Source organism: Brevibacterium metallidurans (assembly GCF_037101285.1).
GTDB classification, from domain to species: domain Bacteria; phylum Actinomycetota; class Actinomycetes; order Actinomycetales; family Brevibacteriaceae; genus Brevibacterium; species Brevibacterium metallidurans.
The window spans coordinates 31,737-50,610 of record NZ_BAAAAF010000011.1; the positions used below are offsets into that span (position 1 = coordinate 31,737).

At 68.9% G+C, this 18,874-nt stretch carries 14 protein-coding genes; 4 read left to right on the forward strand and 10 right to left on the reverse strand.

Going from position 1 to position 18,874, the window contains the following annotated elements; all coding sequences use genetic code 11:
• Positions 1 to 574: 574 nt before the first annotated feature.
• Positions 575 to 1,624, reverse strand: a complete 1,050-nt coding sequence (locus tag AACX88_RS13035; protein WP_339393374.1) for an LCP family protein — start codon at positions 1,622 to 1,624, stop codon at positions 575 to 577.
• Between the two features lie 260 nt (positions 1,625 to 1,884).
• Between AACX88_RS13035 and AACX88_RS13040 the strand changes: the two genes are divergently transcribed.
• Positions 1,885 to 3,123 (forward strand): MFS transporter, encoded by a 1,239-nt coding sequence (locus AACX88_RS13040; RefSeq protein ID WP_339393375.1) that lies wholly within the window; start codon positions 1,885 to 1,887, stop codon positions 3,121 to 3,123.
• Between the two features lie 51 nt (positions 3,124 to 3,174).
• On the opposite strand, the gene AACX88_RS13045 is transcribed toward AACX88_RS13040, so the two are convergent.
• The 8 genes from AACX88_RS13045 to mhpA all read right to left on the reverse strand — a co-directional run bounded on the left by AACX88_RS13045 (position 3,175) and on the right by mhpA (position 14,323).
• Positions 3,175 to 3,855, reverse strand: a complete 681-nt coding sequence (locus AACX88_RS13045) for a response regulator (protein WP_211978255.1) — start codon at positions 3,853 to 3,855, stop codon at positions 3,175 to 3,177.
• Positions 3,852 to 6,506, reverse strand: a complete 2,655-nt coding sequence (locus tag AACX88_RS13050) for a DUF4118 domain-containing protein (RefSeq protein WP_339393376.1) — start codon at positions 6,504 to 6,506, stop codon at positions 3,852 to 3,854. Before AACX88_RS13050 ends, AACX88_RS13045 begins: the two co-directional genes overlap by 4 nt.
• Complete coding sequence (kdpC, locus tag AACX88_RS13055; RefSeq protein WP_339393377.1) at positions 6,506 to 7,099, reverse strand: potassium-transporting ATPase subunit KdpC; 594 nt, start codon at positions 7,097 to 7,099, stop codon at positions 6,506 to 6,508. Before kdpC ends, AACX88_RS13050 begins: the two co-directional genes overlap by 1 nt.
• A gap of 102 nt (positions 7,100 to 7,201) precedes the next feature.
• Positions 7,202 to 9,406 carry a potassium-transporting ATPase subunit KdpB gene (gene kdpB, locus AACX88_RS13060; RefSeq protein WP_339393378.1) on the reverse strand — a complete coding sequence of 735 codons (2,205 nt, stop codon included), beginning with the start codon at positions 9,404 to 9,406 and terminating at the stop codon, positions 7,202 to 7,204.
• 1 nt (position 9,407) lies between these two features.
• Positions 9,408 to 11,078, reverse strand: a complete 1,671-nt coding sequence (kdpA, locus tag AACX88_RS13065; protein ID WP_211978259.1) for a potassium-transporting ATPase subunit KdpA — start codon at positions 11,076 to 11,078, stop codon at positions 9,408 to 9,410.
• Positions 11,075 to 11,317 carry a hypothetical protein gene (locus AACX88_RS13070; RefSeq protein ID WP_211978260.1) on the reverse strand — a complete coding sequence of 81 codons (243 nt, stop codon included), beginning with the start codon at positions 11,315 to 11,317 and terminating at the stop codon, positions 11,075 to 11,077. The genes kdpA and AACX88_RS13070 overlap by 4 nt, the downstream gene beginning before the upstream one ends.
• 184 nt (positions 11,318 to 11,501) lie before the next feature.
• Positions 11,502 to 12,665: an alpha/beta hydrolase family protein gene (locus AACX88_RS13075; RefSeq protein ID WP_339393379.1), complete on the reverse strand. Its 1,164-nt coding sequence runs from the start codon at positions 12,663 to 12,665 to the stop codon at positions 11,502 to 11,504.
• On the reverse strand, positions 12,662 to 14,323 hold the full coding sequence (gene mhpA, locus AACX88_RS13080; RefSeq protein WP_339393380.1) for a bifunctional 3-(3-hydroxy-phenyl)propionate/3-hydroxycinnamic acid hydroxylase MhpA: 1,662 nt from the start codon (positions 14,321 to 14,323) through the stop codon (positions 12,662 to 12,664). The genes AACX88_RS13075 and mhpA overlap by 4 nt, the downstream gene beginning before the upstream one ends.
• Positions 14,324 to 14,491: 168 nt before the next feature.
• Here mhpA and AACX88_RS13085 point away from each other — a divergent pair, with 168 nt between their 5' ends.
• Positions 14,492 to 15,427, forward strand: a complete 936-nt coding sequence (locus AACX88_RS13085) for a helix-turn-helix transcriptional regulator (protein ID WP_211978263.1) — start codon at positions 14,492 to 14,494, stop codon at positions 15,425 to 15,427.
• A 2-nt stretch (positions 15,428 to 15,429) separates the two neighbouring features.
• Here AACX88_RS13085 and AACX88_RS13090 read toward each other — a convergent pair whose 3' ends face one another.
• A complete protein-coding gene (locus AACX88_RS13090) occupies positions 15,430 to 17,187 on the reverse strand; it encodes an FAD-binding protein (RefSeq protein ID WP_339393381.1) in 1,758 nt (585 codons plus the stop codon).
• 77 nt (positions 17,188 to 17,264) lie between these two features.
• Between AACX88_RS13090 and AACX88_RS13095 the strand changes: the two genes are divergently transcribed.
• Positions 17,265 to 18,200, forward strand: a complete 936-nt coding sequence (locus AACX88_RS13095) for a LysR family transcriptional regulator (RefSeq protein WP_339393382.1) — start codon at positions 17,265 to 17,267, stop codon at positions 18,198 to 18,200.
• Between the two features lie 114 nt (positions 18,201 to 18,314).
• A complete protein-coding gene (locus tag AACX88_RS13100) occupies positions 18,315 to 18,839 on the forward strand; it encodes a hypothetical protein (protein WP_211978266.1) in 525 nt (174 codons plus the stop codon).
• Positions 18,840 to 18,874 lie beyond the last annotated feature (35 nt).

Sequence of the window (18,874 nt, forward strand, 5' to 3'; positions counted from 1 at the left end):
TGAGCGGATGCCGCGGCAGACAGCAGAACCCCGCCCCAGAATCACCTGGGACGGGGTTCGCGGTGTCTGGGAGAAATTTCGATTGCGGCCACACCAGTCGACGAAGCCACACGCGAGATCCTGGCGTCCAAGTACGATGAAAACAAGAAGGGCGAGGAGCCGATCCTGCGGGCGTTGCAGGACATGGAGCAAAGGCTGCTCGCGATAGTGAGAGGGGACCGTGATGACTAAATTCGTCCTCGCCTATAACAAGCGCACCGCTGAGCTTGTGGTTCTGGAGAAGTTCGATGAGTCCAAGGACGCAGTCCGGCGGCGTATGGAGTTGTCTCAGACTCACTTCGGCTCCGACTGGGAATTGGCTGTTCTCTCGAGCCGAGATGAGGAGACTCTGCGCTCGACACATCAGAGGTACTTCGCCTCATCTGTCCGATCAGCTCGGCTGAAGGCTGTCCCGCCTCGGCGAGGCTGAGCGGATTCCGCGGCACACAGCAGAACCCCGCCCCAGGATCACCTGGGACGGGGTTCCGCTGTCACTGCGCGTCGACGGCCCAGACGGGACCGCCTCGGCGAGGGATCAGAGATGCGCTTCGGGGGCGTTCTTCACGTACTCGGCGAGGGTGTCGTTCTTGAACGCGTCCTGCACCTTCTTCAGTTCGGCCTTGTCGACGTTGACGATCGACTGACCGTCGGCAGACCGGCCGACACCGGCGGTCGGGGCGGTGAAGAACTGGATGTCGCTGGGACGGACGTCGCGCATCGCGAACGCCGTCGACGAGATGTACTGGGCGTTGAGCCCGGAGTCGACGTACATGTACGGCGCGAACTGCGTGACCATGTCCTGGATCTTCTTCGGGTTCGACAGGGTGTCGGCGGAGATGAGCTCGCTGACGAGTCCCTTGATGAACGCCTGCTGGTTGCGGGCGCGCTGGAAGTCGCCGTCCTTGAACTTCTTGCGCTCGCGGACGAAGGTCAGGGCCTGGTCGCCGTTGAGGAGGTTCTCGCCCTTGGTGAACGTGTAGCCGTTCTGCGTGAACGCCTGCTCGGAGTTGACCCGGACCCCGCCGAGGCTGTCGGTGAGTCCCTTGAACCCCTGGAAGTCGATGATCGCGACATGGTCGATGGGGGTGCCGATGAAGTCCGAGACCGTCTTCACCGCCAGCGGCAGACCGCCGTAGGACAGTGCCGCGTTGATCTTCGCCTTGCCCTGGCCCTCGATGTTCACCCAGCTGTCACGCGGGATCGACATGACCTGGACGTTCGAGCCGTTCTCCGGCAGGTGCATGACCATGATCGAGTCCGACCGCAGCCCGCGGGAGGAGTTGACGTCGACGTTCTTCATCGGCTCGTCGGAGCCGAGGAGGAGGATGTTCGTCCCGCCCTCCTGCTTGTTGGCCGTGGGCGACTGGGTGCCGAAGACCTGCTCGTCACTCAGCTGGTTGGCCTTGTCGTCGAAGGTCCGGCCGACGTTCCACAGGTAGACGCCGACGCCGAGCACGCCGAGGACGACGACGACGAGGACACCGACGAGGACCTTGCGCCACACGCGCTTCTTCTTGCGGCGGGGCCGCTGCGGCTCGTCGTTCTGGTTGTCGAAGATGTCATCGAACGAGCTGTTGTCCGTCATCGGCACTCCGGGAGGGGTTCGGGGCGGCACGCTGGCCGTCGGGGAGAATTGAGCAATCCCGCCCATTGTATAGGGGTCGCGTGACGCGCCGGTGACCTGCGGCGGATGCCGGCGTGACCGGCTCCGCCCCTGATGACAGGGCCGCTTGTGGGCTCGCCGAGGCGGTGGAAAGCGAAGGTGAGAAGAAGCCGGTGGTGAGATGCCGCTCATCCGCCCGGGTTCGCGCTTGCGGGCCGCGCCTGCGGGGATAGACTCGTCTGATGTTCAAAAATTATCGGGAAATTCTGTCGCTTCCCGGTGCTCTCAAGTTCTCCTTGGCAGGTCTTGTTGCACGAATGCCGATCGCTGTCCTCGGACTCGGGATCGTCCTTTTCATCCAAGGCGTCACCGGTTCGTACGGCCTGGCAGGCATCGTCGCCGCCGTGTACATGATCGTCCAAGCCCTTGCAGGTCCCGGGATCGCGCGCCTCGTCGACCGTCGCGGCCAGGCGAAGGTCATGGTGCCGATCGTCATCGTCCACCTCATCGCCCTGACCCTGCTCATCGTCTCCGTCTACCTCGACTGGTGGGTCGGCTTCACCTTCGTCTTCGCCGGCATCGGCGGCGCCACCGTCGGCTCCGTCGGTTCGCTCGTGCGCTCGCGCTGGTCGCATCTGGTCACCACACCCAACCAGCTGCAGACGGCGTTCTCCTGGGAGTCCGTGGCCGATGAGCTCCTCTTCGTCTCCGGACCCGTGCTCGCCACGGTGCTCGCCACCGCCGTGTGGCCGCCTGCCGGCATCATCCTCTCGATGATCTCCGCCGGTGTGGGATCGGCGCTGCTCTACATCCAGAAGACGACCGAACCCCCACCGATCGAACGCTCCACCGAGGCGAAGGGCCACGTCTTCTCCAACCCGGGGATCTTCACGATCATCATCGTCAACGTCTTCCTCGGCGTGAACTTCGGCGCCATCGACGTCATCGCCGTCGCGTTCTCCGACGAACAGGGGGTGAAGTCCTTCGCCGGCTTCCTGCTCAGCGCCTTCGCCCTCGGTTCGCTCATCTCCGGCACGATCTACGGGGCGCGGAACTGGAACTCCGCGACCCACCACCGCTTCGGGGTCACGGTGTCCCTGCTGGCCATCGGCACGTGCACGATGCTGCTCGCCCGTGACATGTTCACCTTCGGGCTCATCCTCTTCGTCGTCGGCTTCACGATCGCCCCGAGCCTCGTCGGCGCGAACTCCGTCATCCAGCAGCTCGCCCCGCCGAGGCGGCTGACCGAGGCCTTCGCGTGGCTAGGCACGTCCCTGGGCTTCGGTGTCGCGTTCGGTTCGGCGATCGCCGGCAACCTCATCGACCACTACGGGGCCCACACCGCGATGCTCCTGCCCGCCGGATGCGCGGTGCTCGGCGCGATCCTCGCCCTCACCCTCCTCAAACTGCTCAACCCCTCACGGTCGAGCCACGAGGTTCGCATCGAGAAGGATCGCCGTCGGGCCCGGATCGCGGACTAGGCGGCGGCGCTGCGGGGCCAGCCAGCGTCCCGCGCTCAGGCGCTTCGACACCTACGGCGTGAAGCGGTACCCGATGCCCATCTGCGTATGAAGGTACTGCGGGCGGGCGGGGTCGGCTTCGAGTTTGGACCGCAGCTGCGACATGTAGACGCGCAGGTAGTTCCGTTCCTTGCCGAACTCCGGCCCCCACACCTCGGTGAGCAGGGTCTGCGCTTCGACGAGCGCGCCCTTGTGCTTGACGAAGACCTCGAGCATCTTCCACTCGATCGGGGTGAGGTGCACCGGTTCGCCCTCGACCTCGAGGAGGTGGGCGGCGAGGTCGATGACGACGCGACCATCGGCCGTGCGCACGAGACCGGTCTCCCCCGTCTTCCCCGTGCGCCGTTCGATCGCCCGCAACCGGGCGAGCACTTCGCCGAGCGAGAACGGCTTCGTCACATAGTCATCGGCACCCGCGTCGAGGGCCGCGATCTTCCCGTGCGAATCGTGCCGGGCCGAGACGACGACGATAGGAACCTCGCTCCACCGCCGCACCTGGGCGATGAGCTCCATCCCGTCGACGTCGGGCAGCCCGAGGTCGAGGAGGATGACGTCGATCTCGGACTCGCTGAGCACCTCGTTCATCCGCCGACCGGTGCCGGCGACGACGACCTCATGTCCCTTCGCCTGCAGACCGATCCCCACAGCCGTGGCGATATCCGTGTCGTCCTCGACGATGAGCACTCGTTTCATCGGCCCCGTCCCCCTGCCGGCAGTTCGTCATCGGCTCCTGCCGGCAGTTCGTCGTCTCTCGCCGAGGCGGCTCCCGGGACCCTGCCGATCATGTCGTTCTCCGCCGGTGCGGGGTCAACACCGTCCGCCGAGGCGGTCTGTGCGCACCGGGGGAAGGTGAGCACCGCGGTGAACCCGCCGCCGGGAGTGTGCTCGGCGGTCAGGTCGATGCCCATCGCCCGGCACAGCCCCAGTGCCACGGCCATCCCGAGGCCCAGTCCTTTCGCATTCGACTCATCGAGGCGGGTGAACGGGGTGAAGATCGTCTCCAGGGCTTCGTCGCTCACCCCGGGACCGGAGTCGGCGATCCGCAGGTAGACCGCCTCGGCGCCGGTCGAGTCATCGATCGTCACGGGCGCTCCCCCACCGTACTTGAGCGAGTTCTCGACGATGTTGACCAGCACCCGCTCGAGCAGCCCGAAGTCGACGTCGACCCACGCGTCGGGGTCGATGTCGACGCTGACGTCGTTCGGCACATTCTCGACGCCCACCTCGGCGAGGGCGGAGGAGACGAGATCGGCCACGGGCACCGGGGACGTCGAGATCGTCACCGCACCGGACTGGATGCGGCTCATGTCGAGGAGGTTGTCGATGAGCTTCTCCAGCCGTTGGGTGCCGTTGTCGATGGTGGCGAGCATGAGCCGTTCGTCCTCGGGGCTGAGCTCGATCTCCTCGAGCATGAGCGTCGAGGCGGCGGCCTTGATCGCCCCGAGCGGGGTCCGCAGGTCATGGGAGACCGCGGTGAGCAGGGCCGTGCGCACGGCGTTGCCGGCCGACAGCTCCCTGGCCTGCGAGCGGGTCGCGGCGAGCTCGGATTCGGTGAGGACACGGAGCAGCCGGCCCGCGTACGCGTCGAGGATCCGCTGTTCGCCGGCGCTGAGCGGCTGCCCTTTGAGGATGAGCGCGGTGTCGTCGTCGAGGTCGAAGGTCTCGGTCGCCTCGGCGCGGTCCGTCACCGGCTCCCCCGCCGCCGCGGTCACCGCCCACTCACCGGTCTCATCCTTCGTCAGCACGGCCACCCCGTCGAGGACGAAGGTCGTGCGGATGCTCTCGACCATCGACTCGGGACTGTCGCCCTCGGCGATCATCGACCGGGCGAGTTCGCTGAGCACCGACCCCTCGTGTTCGGCGGCCTGGGCCTGCCGGGACCGGCGGGCGGCGAGGTCGACGACGGTGGCCACGGCCACGGCGACGGCGATGAAGATGATGAGCGCGACGATGTTCTCGACCTCGGCGATCGTGAACGAGCCGATGGGCAGGGTGAAGAACCAGTTGATGAGCGCGGTGCCGAGCAGCGCGGTCATGAGTGCCGGCCACAGTCCGCCGATGAGGGCGACGATGACGACGACGGTGATGAAGCTGAGGAAGTTCATGCTCAGCGACGCCGCCCCGGGGCCGAGCGAGATGAACAGGGCGGTGAGCGCCAAGGGGGCGAGCGCACCGATGACCCAGCCTGCGATCCGGCGCACCTTCGAGATCGGGTTGGCCGGCCGGGTCTCCCGGCTGGGCCGCCACACGCGGGCGGCCTGGGCGTGGGTGACCATGTGGACGTCGATGTCGGCGGCGGTGCTGATGACGCGGCCGGCGACGCCGGGACCGAAGATGCGGCCGTACCAGGGGGTGCGGGAGACGCCGAGGACGATCTGGGAGGCGTTGACGGTGCGGGCGAACTCGACGAGGGCCTTCGCGACGTCGTCGCCGACGACGGTGTGCCAGGTCGCGTTGTTGCCCTCGGCGAGTTCGCGGGCCCGCATGAGGTCAGGGGCCGTGGCCGAACGGGTGCCGTCGGGTTCGACGACGTGGACGACGAGGAGTTCGCGCCCGGCCACCCGCCCGGCGATGCGCAGGCCGCGGCGGATGAGGGTGACCGATTCGGCCCCGCCGGTGACGGCGACGATGATGCGGTCGCGGGCGGCCCACGTGTCGCGGATGCCCTTGGCGTCCCGGTACTCCTCGAGGCCTTCGTCGACGCGGTCGGCCAACCACAGCAGCGCGAGTTCGCGCAGCGCGGTGAGGTTGCCGAGGCGGAAGTAGTTCGACATCGCCGCATCGACCTTCGCCGCGGCGTAGATGTTGCCCTCGGACAGGCGGGCGCGCAGGGCGACCGGGGAGATGTCGACGAGTTCGATCTCATCGGCGGTGCGGAGGAACGGGTCGGGGACCCGTTCGTGCTGGACGCGGCCGATGATCGACCCGACGACGTCGCCTAGGGATTCGAGGTGCTGGATGTTCACGGTGGTGAACACGTCGATGCCGGCGGTGAGGATCGCCGCGACGTCCTCCCAGCGCTTCTCCCGCTCCCCCGACCCGGGCACGTTCGTGTGGGCGAGTTCGTCGACGACGACGAGTTCCGGGGCCCGATTGATGACCGCCTCGGCGTCGAGCTCCTCGAAGGTCCGTCCCTGGTAGGGCACCTGGGCGCGGTCGAGGGTCTCGAACCCCTGCGCGAGCGCGGCCGTGTGGGCGCGACCGTGGTCCTCGACGATGCCGACGACGACGTCCCGGCCGGCGTCCCTGGCCCCGGCGGCGGCTTCGAGCATCGCGACGGTCTTGCCGACTCCGGGTGCATACCCGAGGAAGACCGTGAGCTTCCCCCGCCGAGGTGAGCCCATCAGTTCTGCGGGTCCGCGAGGTCGATGCGGGCGCCGGAGTCGTTCGCGAGGTCGTTGTTGAGGGTGACGACGTTGACGCGGGGCACGCCGATGAAGCCCAGCAGCGGCTGCTTCGTGTTGGCCTCGACCATCGTCTCGACTTCCTCCCTGCTCAGCCCGGTCTCCTTGGCGACCCGAGCGATCTGCAGTCGAGCATACTCAGGACTGATTTCCGGATCGAGACCGGACGCCGAGGCGGTGACCGCATCCGCGGGGATCGAGGCCTCATCGACGCCTTCGCGCTCGGCGATCTCAGCCCTCCGCGTGGTAATCGCGGTGACGAGTTCGGGGTTCGTCGCCGCAAGGTTCGACCCGCCCGAGGACAGTCCGTCGTAGTCCCCGGCGGACGGCCGGGGGTAGAACCAGTCGTCGCCGGTGACCGGTTGGGCCATGAGCGCGGAGCCGACGACCACGCCGTCGGCGTTCCGGATCGCCGAGTCCTGGCTGGGCACGACCTTGGCGATGAGCACCATCGCCAGCGGATAGGCGAGGCCGAGGAGGAGGGTGAAGACGAGGAGGGCCCGGAGCCCGGTGAAGGCCTGGCGGATGAGCATGGGAGGTCCTGACTGTGAGGTACGGATGCGGGTGGATAGTGCTGGGGTGGGCGCCGCGGCGGCGTGAGACCCGGCCGCCGCGGACGGGGGTGTGGTGACCTGTCAGAGGAAGGGACTGATGACGAGGTCGATGAGTTTGATCCCGATGAAGGGGACGATGAGCCCGCCGAGGCCGAAGACGAACAGGTTCTTTCTCAGCAGCGCCGAGGCGGTCGTCGCCTGGAACCGCACCCCGCGCAGGGCGACGGGGATGAGGGCGAGGATGATGATCGCATTGAAGATCACCGCGGAGAGGATCGCCGACTCCGGGCTGTGCAGACCCATGACGTTGAGCGCCCCGAGGCCGGGGAAGGCTGCGAGGAACATCGCGGGTACGATCGCGAAGTACTTCGCGACGTCGTTGGCGATCGAGAACGTCGTCAGCGCACCCCGGGTGATGAGCAGCTGCTTGCCGATCTGGACGATGTCGATGAGCTTCGTCGGATCCGAATCGAGGTCGACGAGGTTGCCGGCCTCCTTCGCCGCGGTCGTGCCCGTGTTCATCGCGACCCCGACATCGGCCTGCGCGAGCGCGGGCGCATCGTTCGTCCCGTCCCCGGTCATCGCGACCATCCGGCCGCCGACCTGCTCGGACCGGATGAGGGCGAGCTTGTCCTCAGGGGTGGCCTCGGCGAGGTAGTCGTCGACCCCGGCCTCCTTCGCGATCGACCGGGCCGTGAGCTCGTTGTCCCCGGTGATCATCACCGTGCGGATGCCCATGGCCCGCAGCTGGGCGAAGCGCTCGGCCATGCCCGGCTTGACGATGTCGCGGAGGTCGATGACCCCGAGGACCCGGGCCGAGGATTTCTCGGCGGCTTCGGCGACGAGGAGGGCGGTGCCGTTCGCGGCGGTCGTGTCGGCGGCGCTGTCGACGGCTTCGGCGACGAGGAGGGCGGTGCCGCCTCCCGTGTTGATGCGTTCGACCTCAGCACTCGCCTCGGCGGGGATGTCCGCACCGCGGTCGATCGCCCACGCGATGACCTCCCGGGCCGCCCCCTTGACGACCGTGCGGGACCCGGCACCCGCCTGACCGGGGAGGACGATGCCTGAGAGCCGGGTTGAGGCGGAGAACGGGATGAACTCGGCGTCGGGGAAGGCCTCGAGTCCGGCTGCGTCGATGCGGAACTCGCCTTCGGCCAGGGCGACGACGGACCGCCCCTCCGGGGTCTCGTCGGCCAGGGAGGACAGGCGGGCCGCCTCGGCGATCTGCTCATCGGTGGTGCCCCCGAAGGGAACGAAGTCGGTGGCCTGCCGGTCGCCCATCGTGATCGTCCCGGTCTTGTCGAGCAGCAGGGTCGAGACGTCGCCGGCGGCCTCGACGGCGCGACCGGACTTCGCGAGCACGTTCGCGGCGACGAGCCGGTCCATGCCGGCGATGCCGATCGCCGAGAGCAGCGCCCCGATCGTCGTCGGGATGAGGCAGACGAGGAGGGCGATGAGCACGGTCAGCGACTGCGGGGCGCCGGAGAACGCCGCGATCGGGGCGAGGGTGGCGACGACGAGGATGAAGATGAGGGTGAGCACGGAGAGGAAGACGCCGAGGGCCACCTCGTTGGGGGTCTTCTGCCGGCTCGCGCCTTCGACCATCGCGATCATCTTGTCGAGGAAGGACTCCCCGGGGCTCGCGGTGACGGAGACGGTGATCGAATCGGAGAGCACCTTCGTCCCCCCGGTCACCGCGCACCGGTCCCCGCCGGCCTCCCGGATGACGGGCGCGGATTCGCCGGTGATCGCGGACTCGTCGACGGTCGCTGCCCCTTCGATGACGTCGCCGTCGCCGGGGATGACCTCACCGGCGGTCACGAGCACGGTGTCCCCGGCCCGCAGCTGGGAGGCGGGGATCGTCTCTCGGGTGCCGCCGGGCAGGATGCGGGTCGCGTTCGCGCTCACCCGGCTCGCCCGCAGGGAGTCGGCCTGCGCCTTGCCTCGGCCTTCGGCGAGCGCCTCGGCGGTGTTGGCGAAGACGCAGGTGAGGAACAGCCACACGCTGATCGCCCACGTGAACGGGGTCGGATCGGCGATCGCGAGGACCAGTGTGACGACCGCGCCGATCTCGACGAGGAACATCACGGGGTTGCGCCACGCGACCCTGGGGTCGAACTTCCTCAGCCCGAGGACGGTGGCCTGGGCGAGGGCGGGCAGGGTGATCGAACGGCCCGTGCTCGTCGGCCGGTGGGTCGCCGTGGTCCGGTGGTCTGCGCCGGGAGCGGGCGTCGGGGTGTCCTCGACGAGGTGGGGCGTGGAGGTGGTGGACAGGTCGGTCTTCATCTCAGAGGAGTCCTTCGTTGATCGGGCCGAGGGCGAGGACGGGCAGGAACGTCAGGGCGCTGACGATGAGTCCGACGCCGACGGTGACCCCGACGAACAGGGGTCGGTGGGTGGGCAGGGTGCCGGGGGTCGCCTCGGCGGTGGATTGGGCGGCGAACGCACCGGCCAGGGCGAGGACCGCGCAGATCGGGGCGAGCCGGCCGATGAGCATGGCCAGACCCAGGGCGGTGTTGAAGAACGGTGTGTTCGCGTTCAGCCCGGCGAACGCGGATCCGTTGTTGTTCGCCGCCGAGGTGAAGGCGTAGAGGATCTCGGAGAGGCCGTGGGGGCTGCCGGTGTTGAGGATCGAGTCGGCGGCACCGGGCCACATCGTCGCCACGGCCGTGCCCGCGAGCACGAGGGTGGGGGTGATGAGGATGACGGCGGAGGCGAGCGTGATCTCCGTGCGGCCGATCCGCTTGCCGAGGAACTCCGGGGTCCGGCCGACCATGAGGCCGCAGACGAAGACCGCGACGATCGCGACGACGAGCATGCCGTAGAGGCCCGAGCCGACCCCGCCGGGAGCGATCTCGCCGAGCATCATATTGAGCATGAGCACCCCGCCGCCGATCCCCGAGTAGCTCGAGTGGAAGGAGTCGACGGCACCGGTCGAGGTCAGGGTCGTCGAGACCGCGAAGAAAGCCGAGGGAATGACGCCGAAGCGGGTCTCCCTGCCCTCCATCGCCGCCCCGGCGGCATCGGTGGCCGGGGTGGACAGGGTGGTCTCGGTGAGGATGACGGCGGTGAGCGAGAGGACGAAGAACGTGGCCATGACCCCGAGGATCGCCCACCCGTGCTTCCGGCTGCCGACCATGACGCCGAAGGTGCGCGGCAGGGCGGAGGGGATGAGGAGGATGAGGAAGACGTTGGCGAGGTTGACCAGGGCGTTCGGGGCCGAGAGCGGGTGCGCGGAGTTCGCGTTGAAGAAGCCGCCGCCGTTCGTGCCGAGGTGCTTGATGACCTCCTGGCTGGCATCCGGCCCGCCCGGGATCGTCTGCGTGGCCTCGGCACCGCCGGCGACGGTGCGCACCACCTGGTCGGGGGTGAGGTTGTCGATGACGCCGAGGCCGATGTAGAGGATCGCGAAGATCACGGAGATCGGCAGGAGGATGCGCATGACGGTGCGGGTGAGGTCGACCCAGAAGTTGCCGATGAACAGCGAGCGCTGGCGCGCAAGCCCGCGGATGAGGGCAACGGCCACGGCGATGCCGACGGCGGCGGAGACGAAGTTCTGCACCGCGAGGCCGGCCATCTGCGTGAGGAAGCCCATCGTCGCCTCACCGGAGTAGGACTGCCAGTTCGTGTTCGTGACGAAGGAGATCGCGGTGTTGAATGCCTGGTCGGGCGCGACCGCGGTCTTGCCGTTGGACAGGGGCAGGAACTCCTGGAGGCGGAGCAGACCGTAGAGGACGGCGATGGAGACGAGGGAGAAGCCGAGGACGGAGAGGAAGTAGGTCTTCCACCGCTGCTCGGACTTCGGGTCGACGCCGGTGAGCCGGTAGAAGAGCGACTCGGCCTTCGTGTCCTTGGTCGAGAGGAACACCCCGGCCATGTAGTTGCCGAAGGGCACATGCACGGCCGCGAGGAGGCCGAGGACGAGGAGGATCTGAGTGATGCCGGTCAGCCAGGTCATGCGCGGGCCTCCCCCGTGGTGCCGGGGGTGGTCGGCTGGGAGCCGGGGGAGCCTGCTCCCGGCTGGAAGCCGGGGGAACCTGCGCCCGGCTGGGTGCCGGGGGTGGTCGGGTCGGCGGCGCGCGCGGTTCTCGCGCTCTCGGCGGTGACCTTCTCGAAGACCTTCGCGAGGGCGACGAGCCCGACGATCGTCGCGAGGGCGAGCAGGAGGAAGAGGAGATCGGCGAAGGGGGCATCCATACGGTGGGGCCTCGGTTTCTCGTGAGCTGGCGATCAGTGCACGGCGGCGCAGTGCGCCGTCGTGCGGTACTCACCCATCTCACATGCGCCCCGAGGCCGTCGGGGCCGATCTTGACACCGTCTTAACACCTCCTAACGCACTTTTGACACCTCCAGGATCGGGCGTTGCGACCTGGCTTGCGCCCTAGCTCAGGCGGTCGGCGAGCCAGTCGGCGACCGCGGCGGTGCGTGCTTCGCTGTCGTTGTAGATCGTGTGGTCCCCGGCCGGCCATTCGAGGAGGGTCGAGTCCTCGCTCGCCTTCAGGAACGGCGTCTGGTCCTCCCGGTCGACAAGAGGGTCGGCACCGCCGTGGATGACGAGGATCCCGCCGTTGACCCGGTCGGTTTCCGGGTCGAAGGCCAGGCGGGCGAAGTTCGCCTCGATCGCCGCCTCGTCGTCGGAGCCGAGCATCGCCGCCTGCTCCCGGAAGGTCTGGAACGGCAGCAGCGTCGGGGCGGCGAATCCCCCGTTGACGACGGTCGCGGTGATCCGATGGTCGGCCGCCGCCGTGATCGCAGCGAAGGTCCCGCCGAGGCTGTTGCCCCAGATCCCCACCGGCCGCCCCTCGAGCTCGGGAACGGCTTCGAGGGCGTCGACGAAATGCGAGAAGGCCGCGGGGACGTCGACGTCGAGGTGGATGCCGGAGACCAGCCGGCTCTCCCCCTGACCGGGGCCTTCGGCCATGAGCGTGGCGATCCCCCGGTCGGCGAGCGCATCGGAGAGCCGGTAGTACGTCGCACCCCAGCCGCTCTGGCCGCCGAAGACGATGACGCTCGCCCGCGCCTCAGCGGGCACGCGCAGCCAACCGACGAGGCTGCCCGAGGCGAACGGCACCTCGACCCGCCGCAGACCCGAGGCAGGGATCTGCGTGATCGCGGTCAGTGCCGCCCTGGCCCGGGAGTAGAGCGCGGACTTCCGGTCGCCGTCGGGCAGTGGCATCTGGGCGAAGAGGAAGTCGGCGACCGCGGCCCTGTAGGCGTCGATCGCGGTGCGGGTGCGGCCCTGTCCGGCGGCCGCCTCGGCGCGGAGCAACTGCGCCTCACCGAGGTGCTCGGCCGCCTCGTCCCACCGCTGTCCCGAGTCGGTGGCCGCCTGCAGACGCAGCACGTCACCGTGGACCATGCCGCCGTCGAGCAGCCGCTGGGCGGGCATGGCCCGCCAGTGCGCATCGAGCTCTTTGCGCAGCTCAGCGCTGGACTGGCCTGCGCCGTTCTGTTCGCCGCCGTGCTCGTCGGGAGCGTGCGCGGCGAACGTGCACACATCGGGTCGGCGCCACACCCCGCTGCTCGGGTGGTCGGCTCGCGTCATCGCACCCCCGCCTCGGCGAAGGACGAACGCGACGCCGCCGCATCCTGCCCACCCGAGCGCAGCTGGGCGATCATGTCGTCGACGAGGGCCGGCGCATCGGCCATCGCCCCGGTGCCGAAGACGACGAAGTCGGGGCGGGCGATGAACACCTCTGAGTCCGTCGAGGCGAAGTAGTCGCGGTACGTGCCGTCGACATCGGTCACCGACCACGGGGTGCCCGGCGCGGTCGAGACCACGGCGGCCCCCACCTCGGCGAGGCGGTCGAACTGCTCCGCCGACAGCACGGTCGCGGGATCACCCGAGGTCACGAGGTGGAGGCCGTTGCCGATGATGTCGTCGAAGAGCGCCGTGGCACCGTCCTTGGCGATCCTGCCCTGCTGGGAGAGGGTGCCGGCATACGGCTGCTCACCGCGGGCGAGGTACCCGGACTCGATCGTCGGGAACGGCGGCGCATCGAGCGTCTCACCGGCGAAGAACGCCTCATCGCGGGCCTTCGCGGCATCGACGTCGAGCATGTTCGCGATCTTACCCAGCGCGATGCTTCCGGCCTGGATCGCGGCGACGTGGGGGCGACGCTCCTCCTCGTACGTGTCGAGGAAGGCCTCGTCGGCGTGCCCGCGGAGGACGAGGTCGAGCTTCCACGCGAGCGTGAGCCCGTCGCGCATGCCCGAGCACGCGCCCTGCCCCATGTAGGGCGGCATCGTGTGGGCGGCATCCCCGATGAGGAAGGCCCGGCCGTCGCGCCACCGGTGCGCGGTGCGGGCGGAGAACACGTAGACGATGTGCCGGAGGATGCGCACGTCCTCGGGACCGAGGTCGTGGCGTTCCCGGAACCACTTCCACGCATGCTCCTCGGTCAGCGCCTCCTCCGGGTTCTCACCGGGCAGGACGGCGACCTCGAAGCGCTGCCGCCCGGGCCCGATGGGCATGGACATGTTCGGGCGCAGGGGGTCGCAGAACTGGGTGCTCACGTCGAAGCGCTCGGGCAGATCGCGCACCTTCTCGGTGTCGAGGTTGAGCCACACGTCGTTGCATTCGAGGTCGTCGCGGTCGATGCCGAGCGCCGTGCGCACGAAGCTGTTCGCCCCGTCGGCGCCGACGATGTACTTCGCGCGGATGATCAGGTCGTCCTCACCGTGGTCGGCTGCGGTCTCATCGTCCCGCGACCACGGGCGCACGCGCAGGGTCACGCCGTCGGCGTCCTGGCTTAAGTCGATGCCCTTGAACCCCTGGAGGACGTCGACGTTGTCGCGGGTGCGGACGTCGGCGTCGATCGCGTCCTCGATGTCGGGCTGGTACATCGTGTAGTGCGCCGCGAAGCCCGAGGACTCCCCCGACCAGTCGACGGTGAGCAGCTTCTCGCCCGCGCCGTTGCGCCAGACGTATTCGTCGGCCGGGGCGGATCCCTTGAGCGCGACCTCGACGTCGCCGACGTTCTGGATGATGCGCGCGACCTCCCCGTCGATGTGGTTGAGCCGCGGGAGCCCGTAGAGGGTCTTCCAGCGTTCGATGACGACGACGCGGTGGCCGCGCCGGCCCAACGCCGAGGCGAGGACGAGTCCCGAGGGACCGTAGCCGACGACGGCGACGTCATAGGTCGTCGACGCGGCCGCCTCGGTGGGATCGCTTCCGACGGTGCGCTGATCGGTGGTGCTCATGGGCACTCCTTCGTGTCTGACATGGCAGGTTCTCTCTAGAACCGTGTCCTCACGATAGGAATCCCTCACGCCCCCGACGACACGATGTGCGACACCGCTGTCCGATCTGCGACACGAATCTGTGAGCTGCGCAACACCCGCGCGGTAATATCGGGGACCATGACCGGGGTGACCAAGCCTGCAGGCGTCGGGGAGTTCGAACGCGACGTCGGTCGTTCGCTGAGCCCGCACCGGCTGCTCGGCGTCGACGAGGGCTCCTTCGCGCCCGAAGTCTGGAAGCTCGACCTTGAACGGCTGCGGATCCTCCAGTTCTCCCTCGGCACCGAGGTCAGGGTCGACCTGCCCGAACACGAGGACTACCTCGGCTTCCTCATCGCCCGCCGAGGCAGTGCCCGCGTCGACATCGGATCCGACTCGATCCCCGTCGCCCCCGCCTCGAGTGCCGCGATCCTCCTCCCCGGCGCCCGGGTGCGGATGCCCCTGGGCGCCGAGTACGACCAGATCCACCTGCGCGTCGACCCCGCGGTGCTGCGCGCCCACAGCCAGTCCGTGCTCGGTCGCGCGGCACCTCCGTCGCCCCGCTTCCGCAGCCACTCCCTGCCTTTGGGCCCGGGGTTCGGCGCGTGGCTCGGGGTCCTCCAGGGACTCGTGTCCGGTGGCCGTGCCGGCGGTGACATGCCTGAGCTGATGACGAAATCCGTCGAGGACCTCCTCCTCACCCAGCTCGTCCTCGGCCACCCCGACCTCGGGCTTGCGGAGGACTCCGCGGCGAGCGCGGGTCCGGCGACGACGAAGCGGGTGCGGCTGGCCCTCGATCACATCGCCGACCACCTCGGCGAACCGCTGACCGTGACCGACATCGCCGAGGCGGCCGGCCTGAGCGTGCGCACCCTGCAACGGGCATTCCGCGAACAGCTCGGCACCTCCCCGCTCGACCATGTGCAGCAGGAGCGTCTCCATGCGGCACGGGCGGACATCCTCGCCGGGGAGGAGCCGATCAGCGACATCGCGTTCCGGTGGGGCTTCTCGCATCCCTCCCGCTTCGCCGCCGCCTACCGGCGCGTCTTCGGCGAACAGCCCTCGCAGACCCGCGCCGGGCGGTGACCTCACTCGACGAGCTTGCCCTCCTGGCTGATCTCACCGGTGTGCATGAGCTCGGCGACCTCGGGGTCGACGGCCGGGATCGTCTCCCGGACGACACCGGTCGACGGTGACCATACGAGATTGACCGTGAGCTCCGGATCGAGCTCCGGGAAGTCGCTGCGGTTGTGGCAGCCGCGGGTCTCCCGGCGTTCGAGTGCCGATTCCAGGGTCGCCCGGGCCGCGAGCACCGAGGACTTGAGGTCGAAGGCGTGGGCGAGGTCGGAGAATCCGGCGATGTCAGGGTGGATGCCGACGCCCGCCATGCGCTCCTCGATCGCGGCGAGCTTCTCGAGCCCGGCCAGCAGACCGGCCTCATCGCGGACGACGCCGGCGTGTTCGGTCATGAGATTGCGGACCTCGCGCTGCAGGGCCCGGACGTTCTCCGCCCCATCGGAGGCGAGCAGGTCATCGATCTCAGCACGCGCCTCGGCGAGGGACTCCTGGGACCGCACCTGCGCCTCGAGCTCATCGGAGTACGCGACGGCGGAACGGCCGACGATCCGGCCGAAGACGAGGAGCTCGATGAGGGAGTTCCCGCCGAGGCGGTTGGCCCCGTGCAGCCCGGACGAGGCCTCGCCGATGGCCCACAGGCCCTCGACGTCGGTGCTGTGGTCGACGGGGTCGACCCACACCCCGCCCATCGAGTAGTGCGCGGTCGGGGCGATCTCGATCGGGCTCGTCGTGATGTCGAGCATCTGGGTCTCCATGAGCGTCTGGTAGACGCGCGGGAGTCGGGTCATGATCGTCTCGCGCGGCAGGTGGGAGACGTCGAGCCATACGCCGCCGTTCTCCGTCCCGCGTCCCTCGGCGATCTCCGTGTACGCGGCGAGCGCGACCCGGTCACGGGTCGAGAGCTCCATCCGTTCGGGGTCGTAGCGTTCCATGAACCGCTCGCCGAGGGCGTTGCGGAGGATGCCGCCCTCACCGCGGGCGGCCTCGGAGACGAGGGTCCCGGCGGCGTTCTCGGGTTCGAGGATGCCCGAGGGGTGGAACTGGACGAGTTCGGCGTCGCGGAGGCGGCCGCCGGCTTCGACGGCGAGGCGGAAGGAGTCGCCGGTGTTCTCATCCCGGCGTGAGGAGGTCCGCCGCCAGATGCGGTTATGTCCGCCGGCGGCGAGGATGACGGCGTCGGCGTGGATGCGGTACCGGGTGCCGTCGACGAGGTCGAAGCCGTAGGCGCCGAAGATCCGGCCGCCAGAGACGAGGAGCTTCGTGATGTAGACGGTGTCGAGGACAGGGATGTCGAGCTCTTCGGCGCGGTGGATGAGCGCGCGCTGGATCTCGAGTCCCGTGTAGTCCCCGGCGAAGGCGGTGCGCCGCCAGGTGTGGGCGCCGAAGAAGCGCTGGGAGATCCGCCCGTCCTCTTCGCGGGCGAAGTTCATGCCGTAGCGTTCGAGGTCGGCGATGCCCTGCTCGGCGCCCTGGGTGACGATCTCGACGGTGCGCGGGTTGGCGAGGTCGTAGGATTCCTTGATCGTGTCGGCCGCGTGCTGCTGCCACGAGTCCTCGGGGTCCATCGTCGACAGCGCGGCGTTGATGCCGCCGGCGGCGAGCGAGGTGTGCGCGTCGGACTTCGGCCGTTTGCCCACGGCGATGACATCGGCACCTGATTCCGCAACTTCGATGGCCGCACGGAGGCCGGATCCGCCGGTGCCGATGACGAGCACCGAGGTCGACAGCGAGTGTTCTCTCTTTCGGGCATTGCCCTGTTCTCTGCTCATGCGTTCCACGTTAGGATTGCCTATTCGATACGTCCAATGCATTGTTTGACTCAACACGATAGCGATACGCTATTGCCATGAATCTCGAACAGCTCGCGAGCTTCGTCGAGGTCGCCGACACCGGGCACTTCACGAAGGCCGCCGCGACCCTCCACCTCGCCCAGCCGTCCCTGTCCCGGCAGATCTCCACCCTGGAGAAGGAGCTCGGTGCCGAGCTCTTCCACCGCGCCCGCGGGCACATCACGCTCACCGCGGCCGGGGCCGCCCTGCTGCCGACGGCGCGGAGGATGCTCGCCGACGCCGAGGCGATCCGCCTCAACATGGACGAGCTCGCCGGGCTGCGGCAGGGCCGGGTCCGCCTCGGCGCGACCCCGACGCTGTGCGTGAGCCTCGTCGCCGAGGCGCTCAGCCGGTTCCATGCCGAGCATCCCGGCATCGAGCTCGAGGTCGTGGAGAAGGGATCGCGCGAACTCGTCGAGGCCCTCGGCGCCGGGCAGCTCGACCTCGCGCTCATCACCCGCACCGTCGACCTCGGCGCTCAGACGCCCAGGCTGCAGATGCAGGAGGTGCTGCGCGAGGACCTCGTCGTCATCACCGCGTGCGATGACGGGGACGATGGGGACACGATCACCCTCGCCGAGGTAGCCGCCCGTCCGCAGGTCGTCTTCCATCACGGGTACGACCTCCGGGAGGCCACCTCGGCGGCATTCGAGGCGGCGGGACTGACCCCCGATGTCGTCGTCGCAGGCGTCGAGATGGATGCGGCGATCCGGTTCGTCGAACGCGGACTCGGGCTCGCGATCGTCCCGGCCATGGTCCTCGTCGACCGGCCCCGCCTGCGGTCGATCCGCCTCGTCGATCCCGGTCTCTCCCGCATCGTCAGCCTCGCCTCCCGCGCGGACGTCCGGCCCACGGCGGCCGCCTCGGCGATGGAGAGGACGGTGCTGAGCACGGCACGGGCACTGACCGCCGCTGATTCCGAGCTCGCCCGGTACGTGCGGATGGAGGTCTAGGGCTTCTCCACCCGGATCTCCACCCGCGGGTGGTTCGCGTGGGCGGCGGCGCGGCGAAGGATGGGGGCAGTGGATCGCACCGGGCGATCCCGTCGCCCGTCTGGAGGCCCAGTCATGAATCTCTCCACCGTCCCCTGGATGTCGATCGTCGATGTCCTCCTCATCGCAGTGGTGCTCGCTCTCATCCTCTTCCGTCAGCTCAGCTGGCGCAGCGCCGCGAGGATGACGCGCATCGCCGTGGTCGTCATCATCATCGGAGTAGCAAGTCTGCCGCTCCAGCTGCAGGGCAGCAAAGCCTCGCTGGTCTCGGCGATGCTCGTCATCGCGCTCACCGTCCTCGTCTCGCTGGCCGGCGGATGGGTCATGGGCAGGCTCTCCGCGGTCGAGACGGATGCCGCAGGCCAGGTCCGGGTCCGGGGAGGCTGGCTCGGGGTCGGCCTGTGGATCGGCTTCATCATCGTTCGGATCGGCATGAACGTGGGGATCGCCGCCCTGATCTCACCTCAGCTCGTCTCGGTCACGGGCCTGTTCCTCATCTCGCTCGGCCTCGCCCGTCTTACGAGCACCCAGATCGCCGTCCAGCGGGCGCACTCGGGCCTCACGCACACCGTTCCCGCTGCCGCCCAGAGCGGGCAGTGACCCCGCTGATCCCGAGCCGGTCGACATGATCGTCA